The following is a 12,361-nucleotide window of genomic DNA, read 5'->3' as shown; positions in this document are numbered from 1 at the left end:
GTTATGCCTAATGTACCTAAATGGGTTGCCGATCAGATGGAGAATTTATTGTCCTCCAAATACCTCGACGTTGAGGTCGCAGAAACGATCAGCTACAGCCCGGAAATAAAAAAAATAACGTTCCGTGCGGAACTGAGCCATCTCGACTTTTATCCCGGTTCGTCTATGGTTTTTCGCGCCAGCGACAGAGAACTGCGCCATTATACACCCTCTTCTTTTGACAGGGAGCAGGGCGTATTTGAAATCTTATTTCATATCCATGGCAAGGGCCCGGGCAGCGGACTGGCAGACCGGTTGTTGCCCGGCGACCGCTTAAAGGTTTCTGCACCCGGCGGAAAAAAACTGTACGACAAAGACAAGACCTTTCATTTCTTTTTCGGGGACGAGACGAGCCTCAGCTTCTACGTTGCGCTGCTTAGGGAGATTAACAGAAACAAGCAATGGGCGAGGGGGATATTTGAGCTGAATGAAATCAACAGAAAGGTCCCCGACGACCGGGGTTATGAGGTCAGGACAGTACTTCGGACGCCCGATGAGCCTGCAAGAGAAGCCATCATTTTACTGGAGGCCTGGATCATTGCCAAGCCCGAGCTGTTCAGGCAATCTGTATTTTATCTGACCGGCAATGTCGCTTCTGTGCAGAAGTTCCGGGCCGTGCTTAAAAAACATGGGATCAGCTCTAAAAATATAAAACTGCAGGGGTATTGGGCAGAGGGAAGTGTGGGTTTATAACAGATTTACAGGTAAATGAAAAACATGTTTTTTACATTGCGATTAATAAATTTATGTATAGCTTTATATTGTTGTAATAACGTTTAAACCAAACAGAGAATTATACGCTTTCAAAACACCTTTTATCATGTTAACACCCTCACAAATTGCCCAGGCGCCTACATGGCACGGGGAAGTAAAAAATTATTTTACCGCTTTTGATATTGCACAAATGCGGTCCATCAGGGGATTCGACCTGAGCAGCTACTCATTCGTAGTGAGCCATGCCCCGGACATTTATCAACGTGTGTCTCTGCCTCCTGATGCACAGGGGCGGATGCCGATGGATCCGGGAACACCATGGTCTAAAGAAATGATCAGTAGTTTTCTTGCCTGGATGGTAGCCGGATATCCGGAAGGTGAACCGCAACATCAAAATAAGACATTTCTGAAAATGTCTGCCGCTCCGGTAACAGGCAGAGTGAGGAAGAGTCTGACCTCGCTGACTGCCGAAGAACTGGAAAAGCTGAAAACTGCTTTCACCGGAATCATGAATCTTGGTACCGATGATTTGAATGGATATTTCCAGAATGCTGCAATACACGGACTGCCACTTGCCTTCTGCCAGCATCATGATCCGGGGTTTCAGCCCTGGCACAGGGTTCAGATGTGGGCATTTGAAAACAGCCTGCGTTCAATTGAAGGCTGCGAAGATGTCACACTGCCTTACTGGGACTTCAATGAGCTGCTGCCCGATTGGATGTACGAGGCGCCATTTGGTTCCTATACTTTGCCAATTGACATTGGTACTGCCTCAGGAAGCACCAATCCCAATTACAAAGCGGGTTATCAAACCAACCGTTACGATGCGCAGACCATTCTCAACAACTTCAATGCGGATGTCATGAAATACTATGCCAATGCACAAACAGAAGTATGGTGGGACAATTTCAATGGTTTGCTTGATGGTACGCCGAGCCTTGACTTCATCGCCGGTCATGATTCCGGACACGATGCCACAGGCGATACCATGAGTAAGCAAAATGTTTCCGCTTTTGATCCCATCTTCTGGTTTTACCATTGCAACCTGGATAGAATGTGGTGGATCTGGCAGGCCAATAACGATGCTCAAAGCGTTGATGGTTTTATGAAAACCATTAAAAACAAAAGCAGCTCCAGCTATCTCGTATTTACCAATCCTGCACTGGGTAAGATGAACCCATGGGCACAGAACTTGAAAAGAGATGACCTGACGGCAGAATTTACGATAGACCTGGCTACAAATTTCGATGTTTCCTATGAATCTATGACTTTGAATCTACCGCATGCGCAGACCAACAAACACTTGTTTCTGGGAATGGCGCGTACTTTTATGGCCGATAATCAGGAAGTCAATGTGCGGGTAACTGACCTGGACAGAACCAAGATTCCAGGGACTTTTAAGGTGTACCTGCTCAGAGATGGGGAAGTGCTGGATAAGTCGGTTTTTTTCCAGCCGGACGAAGTAGAAAAATGTTCCAATTGTATGAAAATACCAAGGGTTCATTTTGACTTCAGGTTACCGCTCACTGCTGTAACAGGCGGTTTGCTGAGCATCCGTGTGGAACCAAACGATAAAGAAATGTATGGGGCCACTGTTCCGCTTAAAGTACTTGGCAATCCAACCATCGCAGTATCGCTGTTAATGGATGCAATATAGAATCAAAACGATCCAAAGGCCCGGTAAATCAGTTGGTTTACGGGCCTTTTTTTGTTCTTTTTTTAAGCCGCTAAGGCGGTTGCTTTTTTTTCCTGGTTGAAATAATAGCATATGCCTGCCGGAAGTAGTGTAAAGCTGATTGCCCATAGCCAGTTATTGATCTGGCAATATACAAACACGCTATTAAAATTATGGTTACTGAATGCTCACATTATTGCTTTTGGATTTTAGTTTTTTGAAAGGATCGGCCATGAACTCCTCCATATAGTCAAATCCATCTGCGCTAAATCCAGATCCATGTGCCCTGTTATGGATGAGGAGCAGCTGTGCATTGGGGAGGTATCTTTTGATCAGGGTATTGTAAAAAGGCCTGCACCAGGGATCTGCATCACCTCCGGAGATCAATGCCGGAATCCTGGAGTAGACCGGTGCCTTTGCTTCTTTTTCTTCTGCTTTGACCTTCCAGCAATCACAAATTTTTGCATCTACATTATTAAAAGGGTAACCCGCAAACCAAGGCAGGATTTTCTCCTGCAGGGCAATCAGTGCGGGGTCTGAATAGGCAATTTGTTCTGAACAATAAACGGAATACCGCATGCCTAAAGAGAGGCCCGGGTCTCCTGAAAATACGCCATTAAGTATTTCAGTGATATAAGGGGAATGATTGCCTTTAATGATCTCATCCATAACAAATGGAACGGATCGCAGGCGGCTGTTGTCAATTCTATCGATTATCGCATCAAGGAGCTCTGCTTTTCCATATCTTATCATAAGGGAGTCTGTTTTTCCTTTTGGCAAGTACTTCATCGTAAAGCGTTGACCGGTTATGTTGCTGAAATATTCCTGGAAACGGTTCCGCAGATCTTTATACCTTTCGTTCTTTGAGGAGTCTGCAATTACATTGGCAAAAATCTGTTCAAGTGCCTCATTCATATTGATCAGTCCATGCTCCTCATAATTGACAAAGCCGGGGAGTGGTGAATTTAAAACGAGTGCTTTGATTCCTTCGGGATGGTTTTTTGCTACTTTAAGCATTAATCCCCCACTATAAGAAAGACCCACCAAGGTGAGCGACTGGATTTTTAAAGCAAGTTTCAGGTCGTTGATATCAGCAGCGCTTTCTGTGGTAGTGTAAGAAGAAAGATCAATGCCCTGAGCGCTGATCCTTTTTCGGGAAGCCTTTACCGCAAGCAGCACCAGGCTGTCTCTGGAAAGGTTTTCTACATACGAGCGCTGAATGGCTTCCTCTATTTCAGGACAGTCCAATGAAGGGATTGCTTTTTTCGTTCCGCGCTGATCGAAAGCAATAAAGCCTCCATATTTCAGGAAGCCGGAGTTTGCTGTAATCCCGGAAATTCCGGATGTCGTGCTGTAACCGGGACCCCCTGTGGTATAAAGTGAAATGTTCCTTACGGAATCCATTCCTTCTTTTCTGACAAAGATAAATGGTATTTTAATAAGGGCTTTATCAGGCCGCTTCCTGTTTTCCGGAACAACAAGGTAGCCGCACCTTGCAATCACACCCTTTTCAATTTTAATGTTGCATGGACAGGGCTCGATCTTTGGCAGGTAGGACTGCGCAAAAACCGGGGATAGGCCAAGGGCAAATAACAGGAGGAGGATGGAGGAAAACTTCATGTTCTTTTTAGACAAATTTACTGTTGCCTTTTTATGGAAAAAAGGTAAAAATCGGACAAAATTATCGTGATCCGGAAATTCGCGTACCTGTGAATTTAATCACATCTCTATAAAAATGGCTCATGTCGTAATAACCGTAGGAGGCTGGCAGGAAGAGATCCCGTTTGCTCAGAAAATCTGTAATGGAGGTCCTGGCCCTTAAAATATTGAAATAGTGTTTCGGTCCTGTGCCCACAACTTTGTTGAAATACCTGTTGAGTGACTTTTCAGTCATGTGAAGTTCATTGGCCAGTTGCGCTGCGGAAAGCTTCATACCGGTGTCTGAAAATGTATCAATAGAGTGCTGTACCGTCATGAGATAATGATGCGTTTCATTTTGAGATTTTCTTTCGGTCAGATAATCCTCCCAGAGCTTTATCCTCGTTTCAAAATCGGGCGCTCTTTTGATCTGGTCAATTTTGTCATGGGGCAGGAGTTCATCAAGTGAAATGACATGGTCCGCGATCTTTGTCTGACTGATGCCAAAAATAGCCTCGAAACCTCCCGGTAAAAACTTGACCGTGAATATATTGTCTGTTGGCGCATTTTCACGTTCTATCGTCTGGCTCCGCAACACAAGTACATCGGTTTTCTCATCGATTTGATGGGATTTATTTGCAAGGAGAAGCCGGTAAGGACTTCCGAGGTTCATCCAGATGGTAGGGCTGAAGCTCGGAAAAAGTTTTACCGTAAACTTCTTGTCCTGAATAAAAGCTCCTGCAGAAAGAAGGTCTGTTTCTGAGAAAAATTCGATAAAAGGAGAGAGCGTTTCCGTTGGAAGCGAAAAACGGTAGAGCTTTCTGATATTATCGAATATTTCTATCATGATTAGGATTCGTACATAAGATGCATTTTTTTTCGGCTGGCCGGGGTATTTATTTTTTATTCAGGCGTTCCAGAATTAAAGACGAAAAACATTTTACCCCTGTCCTGATGCTTTCTTCATCAAATTGGAAATTAGGTGAGTGGTTCATGGCGATAATTCCTTTTTCCATATTGGAGCCTCCAAGAAAGAAGTAAACACCCGGTATTTTTTGTTGAAAATAGGCAAAGTCATCATTGAAATAGGGAACCTGGCCGTAATCGGAAATGACTACATCTTTTCCATAGATCTTTTCAAGGGTTTTTGATGCCAGGTTGGTCAACTTTTCGTCGTTGATAACCGTTGGATTGTCCTGTGTAAATGAAATGGAAAGGAGTTGGTTTTTATAACCGGAATCTTCTATTGCCTGTTTGATTTTAGGAAGGATGTCTTTCAGACGAGATGAATCGGTCTCGTATATATAGGCTTGCAGAAAGAGGATGTCATTTTTAGACTGGATACTGAAATTTTCATCCATAAAGAGGTAATCCTTAAAAATTGTATTGGAGTTCATCAGTCCGGTTTTGGGATCAACCATCTGTTGTATTTCCCAGGGTTTGCTGCTGGTTGTGTTCCGTGATAAAAAACTGTGGATTTTTTTTGTCAATGCTTTTGCCTCCTCTTTCGTCAATTCATTTTTTAATTGAATCCGGACTCTTTTCTGGTAGGCGAACATCTCATTTGGTTTGACCATGATTTGTCCGGCCGGTAAGGCAGATACATGCAGTCCATAGATCTCATCGGGCTTTGTTTTGGAAAATAAACCTTCATTGATCATCGCTTTTGCACCGATAAAGGTTTCTTCTTCCGGCTGAAATATAAAATATACTGTTCCATTTAAAGCTGCTTTGTTTTTTGCAAGAACTTCGGCTATTCCCAGTCCAACTGCCATGTGTATATCATGACCACAACCATGCTGAATCCCTTTGTTTTTCGATTTGAAAGCAACGTCATCAGCAAAGTCATTTGGCAGGGCATCCATGTCCGATCTCCAGGCTATTGTTTTTCCCTTTTTACCTCCCTTTAAGATCCCGGTAACGCCATGGCCATAAATATTGGTATCGACCTCAAGTCCCAGGTCAAGTAAATATTGTGCAATGATTTTTTTTGTCCGGATTTCATGACCTGCCAGTTCAGGATGCTCATGGAAGTCTCTCCTGATTTTAATGAGTTTGTTAAAAATCTGATCAGTTTGGAGCTGGACAGATTCGTGGTTTAAAGTCTCTTTTACTTTTTTTGGATTGCTGGTGTATGATACAATTTTATGTTTCGGTTCTTGTGCAGAGGAAACGGAAATAATAAAGCACGTTAGGAGGAATGCGAGTTTTTTCATGATTTTTACCTGATTGAGTTCAAATCAGTAATTGTTAGACCATGTAATCAACCAGAACGTTACAGTTTGTATTTCTTTTTGGATTTTATTTAACTCGAGCTGGGCTCGATATTCATCAATTATTTGGATGGCGGCATCACTGAATCGATTTGGGTTGGTGTTGTTGTACGTAGCAAAGAGGGGAGCCTGTTGCTGATTTGTTTTGCTACCTGGTGATGTCCATAACAAGACCACAACAATAATTGGCTTGGAATGATGAACTAAGGCGACAGTTACCATTTAAATTTATTGTTAATCTTAATAAAATTAATAAGACCCATCTTTGGTAGATGCAGATCCCTTCGATGTTACTTTATCAAATATGGTCAGCACTATTCAGGATGCTTCAATGGTCAATCGTTTTCTAAAACTTCCAATCTTAATATTGGTGACAGTTTAACCTAATAGCCAACCTTCCCTCCAGCTATAATCATTAGTACTTTCGCTCAATTTGTCCAGCACTACATATACAGAATGTTTACTTAGGACAATTTTTCTGGTTGTTTTAGCTATAAAAAACTGATCAGCGGTTTCAATCCAAATCTTGTTTTTTGTATAGCGGCCCGCTTGGAGCAGGGAGTTTGCATAGAGGTATTTCTCTTTTTCATTCAACATATTATTGTTGTTTAAATCAAATAATATCCGTGTTGCTATAAGGTTTCTGATTATGACTACCTGGTGATCTACACGCAGTGGCATAATTTTATTCACCAAAATGAAAACCTGAGACAAAAATTCAGGGTCTAAATATGTTTGGTTCAGACCAGTTCCTTCATCATTCACAATACTTTCAAAAAGTTCGTCAATGCACAATATTAGACACTCAGTCAACACGGTATCACGGTAGAAGTCGCCGGATTTATTTCTATGCGTAATCCTCTTATAGCAATAGAGCAGGCGTGCCAGAGTTCCGTTCGCCAGGTTTAATTTATCTGCTTTACTAAATAATACCAATCGATAAATCTCATCGTCTACGTCGCTAAGCACCACATTCGTGTCTGCCTTCATATATTTGTTCTGCACTAGCCATTCGATACCCCAGCCAATACCTGGCAGACCGTTCGAAAAATCACAACTTTCTATCCCTCCAATGTTTTCAGCAACATACTTTAACAGTTTTTTTCCTTTGTTGAGATATGCCTTGTCTTTGGTAATCCGATATTGCTTAAAGTAGCATAAGGCAGCACCCATTTTGCCTTCATGCAATCCCATTGATGCAGATTGTGATATTTTTTCTAATAATGCTAACATATTAAAATTGGTTTTCAACCTTCCATGGCCATTGTTTCACATAATTTAAAAGCTCCTCCTTATTCATCCTGCATATTTTAAAATATTCTTCCGCCAGTACTAAATATAATTCGTTGCTGTTGTATACGCTATTTTGGGATCGCGGATGGGGTAAATGATATAGATTTCCATCCACCCTTTGCGTGCGCAGGCCTAATTTTTTTATCCGTTTAAAGCGCTCGACACCGTCGGGCCTCCAGTTATCTAAATATTCGTTTTCTCCGCCAATGGATAGATATGTATTCCTTTTTACAATGATACTCCCTCCCAATGACCGCTTACTGATGATATTGAGTTTACCAATATTTTTTTCAAAAAAATTTACATTGTAAGTTTTACCAAACATCGATTTGAACAATAGATCCAGGCCGATAAAGTTTCCATCATATGGATAACAAACTTCAGCATTCCCATGTTTCACGAGATCTACGGCATTTAATATTTGATGGGCAGGAATAATCGCGTCAACATCATGGATAATTGCAATCTCCATCACCGACAAACAAAGTAGCCGATTGATATATTTGGTACGGTAAAATATAGGGCTTTCATCTTTTATAAAATGGTATTTGACATTTGCCGGTAAAGTTGTGATATCAACTTTTTGTAATATATCAGCTTCCAGAACTATGATTTCAACTTCAAAGCAGTGATCAAAATAAGCGCAGACCATGTATAGGTTTTCCAGGCGATCTTCGCTATCGATGCGTACTGGAATTAGAATGCTTACCTGATTCAGCCTAATTCTATTGCTTTTGAGTTCAGAAACATAGGCTTTAATTTCATCCACTAATATTTTGCTCCAGGAGGATGGATCGATTGCCGTGTGGTCACAAAAAAAAGGCGTACATCGACTATAGTTGTTTTTTCTGAAAAACTTTGTATCGCTTATATGTAGGTTCCCTGTATAATGCAATATCATTTCGGATCTATGATTTTGTAACGATGTGTTGGCCCAGGCGAAATCCAACAAAGGTGTTGTGGATACTTCCCTGCCCAATTTAATCGCGGCCCACCATAAACACCACATATCCGTACACCACGCTTGTATCTTTCTTTCATCCCTGGCCTGCACATTATTCAGATCATTCAAATATTGGAAAACCTTCTCGCAGTTTATTTCTAAGCGCTTCCAAAAGGCTTCATTGACACGCTTTAATAAATACTGAGCTCCCCCAGAACTGGAATCTTTGGACTTGATCAGGCTTGGTTTTACTTTTAGCTTCGCGCACATACCTTGAAAACCTTCTTCTCCAATCGTGTTTAAGAGATATTGATAACCAGTATAACTTTTTGTGTCCGAAGCGTACCAAACCTCATCCGTCAATAAAGCAGTAAAGTCGGGCAATTCTGTAAAAATGATATCCGAATCATGGTAAAAGATGTGCTGATCCTGTAAGAAACTGTTTGCCTTGAAATGCTTTGCAATGATATGGGGACGCAACGAAGAATCATAATCCCGTTTTTTCCTCGTGTCTGGATAACAATAAAACATAGCCTGGCCATTTGTGGAAATGAACGAACTAAAATGCTTGGTCAAGCCCATTTGTTTATCATATCCGATTAGAACGTGTATGTCTGTTTGTGGGATGCCCAAACGGGAGAAATTGAAAAGTTGTAGCTGCAATTGCCATAGGAAATAGAAGCTATCGGGCTGCGCTGATATATATATCATATTTACTAATCGGGGGTAAATAACCTTTTACAAACTTCAATATAGCGCCGTAAAACTTCATCCTTCTTATAATTTTACCATTTGTAAAGCAGGCTATCTGAACCATCCTAGTGAAGGAATAAATATCAACATTCTAATTTACTAATAAAATACTTATTTTTCATAAGTTTGATAGTGATCAACTTTTAACTAAAAAGTATGTCTATTCTAACCAATTTTTTAAAAGCTAAACTAAACGACGATTTATTCAACGTATGTGGTTTTTTACTTAAATTCCTAAATATTAAGCATGCTAACTTGTATTTGAAACTCTTGCTTACGGATCATTTGAATGCTTCGTCGCTTTTGGCGGTGCAGGATACCTTAGTAGAATATGGTATTAAAAGCGGGCAGTTAGAAAAGACCGAACATCACTATCATAATGAATAACCAGAAAGGGAAAATTATAACCAGGAGCAGTTGGGTTAAATCAATGAAAATCCGGGTAACACCGACATTGCTTGTTAACGGATACGGGCTGCTGCCAGAATTCAAAGTTGTCTGAAAAACAAGGAAGAGCTCACATCTCTTCCACTTTAAATAGATTAACGGCGTTATGTGAGGACGTCTAACTTTAATAACTTTTATTACTATGAAGAAAATTTCATTGAAAAACCAAAGCTCTTTTGAAGGTCAGCCATTAACCAGAAAGCAATTGAAAAATGTTATGGGTGGATCTAATACGGCTACAGCGACCTGTCTGGACGCATCTGGAAACTGTATGATCCGTGCTATTTGTATAAAGCCAGATGGCATGGAAGGTAGATGCTTTGATGGCGGTAATGGTTGTACATGTTCTTCTGTCATCTAACAACAAGTAAAGATTGGCGTAAATTTATATTTATGCCAATCTAATTTCGATGTTCTTAAATTCAATATTCACTCTCAACGATGTGGAAAATTATCTTATATAATCGTATTCGTCTCAATTTTGCTTTTTTTGCCCCCAGGTTCATCGGCACAGATAGGGGGTACTACTGCCCCTATAAATGAAAAAAAATAAACGAAGACCTTCTGCTGTGTGGGAAAGTATCCTGTGGTTATTGGAGGTGACCAGGTCAATGAATGTTACCTGTCATGATCTATTTGTATATTCACGAGCTAACCTTCAGTTTCAAAAAAATAAATGAACTTAAAATTATGAAAAACATTTCCCTATATTTTGTATTCATCTTGATCTCAGTCCACATGAATTTATTTGCTCAAAAGATTAAAAGCAAAAACAATTATGTTTATCAGGTAAGAGAAGAAAAGGGCGACTTAAATAATGATGGTAAAATGGACAAAATAATCGTAGAAATGGATACAGTAGATGAAACAAGACCATTAAGATTACAAATTTTCCTGTCTCAGCCAAATGGGAAAAAACTAACTTTAGCCGTATCGTCCACCAAAATAATTGAACCACAATATCCTGTTGAAAACCAGGGAAAATTTAATGGATACCAAATTCCAAATTTTTTTATTGAAAAAGGGATTTTATCAATGTGGAGTGAGATTAAAGGAGGGAATATTACTTACGATTTCAAATATCAAAAGGGCAATTTTGAGTTAATTCATGTCACAAAGTTAACCAACAATTCAACCAAAGGGTATGTCGACGAAAATACCATATTTACAGACGCTAAATTTAACTTGATTTCGGGGCTCAGAATCGAAACCGATGGGAAATTAGGTTCAGAAAAAGTATTAAATAAAAGAAAAAAAATAGTTTTAATCAGACCCTTACCGAAAATACAGGATTTCAAATTTTCCGATAAAAAATTATATTAAAAACGCCGTTATAAAATAACAAGTCAAAATGAAAGAAATTGAAAATCAAATTTCTAAAGACAAAAATATACTCCTTGTTTTGTTTGAAAAGAAAGCGTTACACCTGGATATTACCTATTTAATTGAGAATTTCTGCGGAATGGTAGTAAATGCACTCCCGGAAGTCCAGACAGCAATAGGGAAAAGGTGCTATATCTGTGGAGACCTGAGCAATACCAAGCTGGATAACATACAAACCTATATTATAAGAGAATTTTCAAGTAATTACGATGATTTGGTGAATGACACCAATATACATGTTGTTGAACTTGGAGAAGTTCCTGTTATCATTAATAATGCCGGGGTTTATTTTAGAAGTTTATTTAGTGATGATTATTTTCATAGCATAAAGACCGAGCATGAATTTCAGGAATTAACGGAATCTACAAAGGAGTCAAAATCATTTAGAAAAGGAATCTATCTGACAGAGATTTTGAAAGAAGAAACAAATGATAATAATGAAATACTCCATTTTAGACTATTGAGATGTTCAAGTAATTTAACCGGACCGACAGACAACTTTCGCAGTACAGACCGTAAAATAATTGATCTTTTAAATGATGCTGCAAAATATGTTTTTGAGAAAGAAACGAAATTGAATCACGTATTAGCGCAGATCTATGAAAACAAAAGGAAAGAAAATCAGAAAGAAATAAAATCTAAGATTAAAGCGCATTCTGACAAAACGAAAGATATGCCCAAAGATGGACTTATTGCCTTTTGCACCTTCTATGACATGTCCGGTACGGACAAGATAAAACCTTCCATAACTGATAAATATGATTGGTGTTATAAGGAGACCAGTGCTTTAACAAGACTTCACTTCAAACTAAAAAAGTCAGACGAAGATCATACTTTGATCAATGAATTTAGTGTAACTCTATATCCAAATTCAGTCTTTATTATTCCGCTTTCAACAAACAGATGGTATACCCATGAAATCAAACCATCTGTATTAAGCATTGATCAGATCCCTACAAGAATGGGATATGTGGTACGTTGTTCTAACCTGGAAGCGATATACATGAATGATCAAACGTACATTAAAGAGGATAATAAGCTCTTACCACTTGAGGATATGACTTCTGAAATGCTTGAAGATTTACGAAATTCTTATTACCAGGAAAATACAACTAAAAGCATAATTGATTATGGTAGAATTCATTTTAGTATGAATTCCGGTGATTATGAAAGACCAATATACTAACTTACTTCATTGAATAA

At 39.5% G+C, this 12,361-nt stretch carries 10 protein-coding genes; 5 read left to right on the top strand and 5 right to left on the bottom strand.

Annotated elements, in window-relative coordinates:
• The first annotated feature begins 3 nt into the window (after positions 1–3).
• Complete coding sequence (locus DBR43_RS15200) at positions 4–732, top strand: siderophore-interacting protein (RefSeq protein WP_124582274.1); 729 nt, start codon at positions 4–6, stop codon at positions 730–732.
• Between the two features lie 127 nt (positions 733–859).
• A complete protein-coding gene (locus DBR43_RS15195; protein WP_124582272.1) occupies positions 860–2,410 on the top strand; it encodes a tyrosinase family protein in 1,551 nt (516 codons plus the stop codon).
• Between the two features lie 195 nt (positions 2,411–2,605).
• Here DBR43_RS15195 and DBR43_RS15190 read toward each other — a convergent pair whose 3' ends face one another.
• The 5 genes from DBR43_RS15190 to DBR43_RS15170 all read right to left on the bottom strand — a co-directional run bounded on the left by DBR43_RS15190 (position 2,606) and on the right by DBR43_RS15170 (position 9,286).
• A complete protein-coding gene (locus DBR43_RS15190; protein ID WP_124582270.1) occupies positions 2,606–4,048 on the bottom strand; it encodes an alpha/beta hydrolase in 1,443 nt (480 codons plus the stop codon).
• Between the two features lie 61 nt (positions 4,049–4,109).
• Positions 4,110–4,913 (bottom strand): helix-turn-helix domain-containing protein, encoded by an 804-nt coding sequence (locus DBR43_RS15185; protein WP_124582268.1) that lies wholly within the window; start codon positions 4,911–4,913, stop codon positions 4,110–4,112.
• A 49-nt stretch (positions 4,914–4,962) separates the two neighbouring features.
• Positions 4,963–6,282 carry a M20 family metallopeptidase gene (locus tag DBR43_RS15180; protein ID WP_124582266.1) on the bottom strand — a complete coding sequence of 440 codons (1,320 nt, stop codon included), beginning with the start codon at positions 6,280–6,282 and terminating at the stop codon, positions 4,963–4,965.
• Positions 6,283–6,717: 435 nt separating this feature from the next.
• Entirely contained in the window at positions 6,718–7,572 is an 855-nt protein-coding gene (locus DBR43_RS15175; protein ID WP_124582264.1) for a lanthionine synthetase LanC family protein, read from the bottom strand.
• A gap of 1 nt (position 7,573) precedes the next feature.
• The gene (locus tag DBR43_RS15170; RefSeq protein ID WP_158622502.1) at positions 7,574–9,286 is read right to left on the bottom strand and encodes a hypothetical protein; all 1,713 of its coding nucleotides are present in this window, start codon (positions 9,284–9,286) and stop codon (positions 7,574–7,576) included.
• 631 nt (positions 9,287–9,917) lie between these two features.
• Between DBR43_RS15170 and DBR43_RS15165 the strand changes: the two genes are divergently transcribed.
• From DBR43_RS15165 to DBR43_RS15155, 3 genes are all read left to right on the top strand, one after another.
• Positions 9,918–10,136 (top strand): hypothetical protein, encoded by a 219-nt coding sequence (locus DBR43_RS15165; protein ID WP_124582260.1) that lies wholly within the window; start codon positions 9,918–9,920, stop codon positions 10,134–10,136.
• A gap of 329 nt (positions 10,137–10,465) precedes the next feature.
• The gene (locus tag DBR43_RS15160) at positions 10,466–11,098 is read left to right on the top strand and encodes a hypothetical protein (RefSeq protein WP_124582258.1); all 633 of its coding nucleotides are present in this window, start codon (positions 10,466–10,468) and stop codon (positions 11,096–11,098) included.
• Between the two features lie 28 nt (positions 11,099–11,126).
• Positions 11,127–12,344: a hypothetical protein gene (locus tag DBR43_RS15155; protein ID WP_124582255.1), complete on the top strand. Its 1,218-nt coding sequence runs from the start codon at positions 11,127–11,129 to the stop codon at positions 12,342–12,344.
• The last annotated feature ends 17 nt before the right edge of the window (positions 12,345–12,361 follow it).

It is taken from the genome of Pedobacter sp. KBW06 (genome assembly GCF_003852525.1).
In the GTDB taxonomy this organism is placed as follows: domain Bacteria; phylum Bacteroidota; class Bacteroidia; order Sphingobacteriales; family Sphingobacteriaceae; genus Pedobacter.
This window is presented reverse-complemented; position numbering and strand designations above follow the sequence as displayed.

Bases quoted from the DNA above. Each gene is read 5' to 3' on its own strand.
- DBR43_RS15200 (WP_124582274.1), top strand. From the start codon at position 4: ATGCCTAATGTACCTAAATGGGTTGCCGATCAGATGGAGAATTTATTG.
- DBR43_RS15195 (WP_124582272.1), top strand. From the start codon at position 860: ATGTTAACACCCTCACAAATTGCCCAGGCGCCTACATGGCACGGGGAA.
- DBR43_RS15190 (WP_124582270.1), bottom strand. From the start codon at position 4,048: ATGAAGTTTTCCTCCATCCTCCTCCTGTTATTTGCCCTTGGCCTATCC.
- DBR43_RS15185 (WP_124582268.1), bottom strand. From the start codon at position 4,913: ATGATAGAAATATTCGATAATATCAGAAAGCTCTACCGTTTTTCGCTT.
- DBR43_RS15180 (WP_124582266.1), bottom strand. From the start codon at position 6,282: ATGAAAAAACTCGCATTCCTCCTAACGTGCTTTATTATTTCCGTTTCC.
- DBR43_RS15175 (WP_124582264.1), bottom strand. From the start codon at position 7,572: ATGTTAGCATTATTAGAAAAAATATCACAATCTGCATCAATGGGATTG.
- DBR43_RS15170 (WP_158622502.1), bottom strand. From the start codon at position 9,286: ATGATATATATATCAGCGCAGCCCGATAGCTTCTATTTCCTATGGCAA.
- DBR43_RS15165 (WP_124582260.1), top strand. From the start codon at position 9,918: ATGAAGAAAATTTCATTGAAAAACCAAAGCTCTTTTGAAGGTCAGCCA.
- DBR43_RS15160 (WP_124582258.1), top strand. From the start codon at position 10,466: ATGAAAAACATTTCCCTATATTTTGTATTCATCTTGATCTCAGTCCAC.
- DBR43_RS15155 (WP_124582255.1), top strand. From the start codon at position 11,127: ATGAAAGAAATTGAAAATCAAATTTCTAAAGACAAAAATATACTCCTT.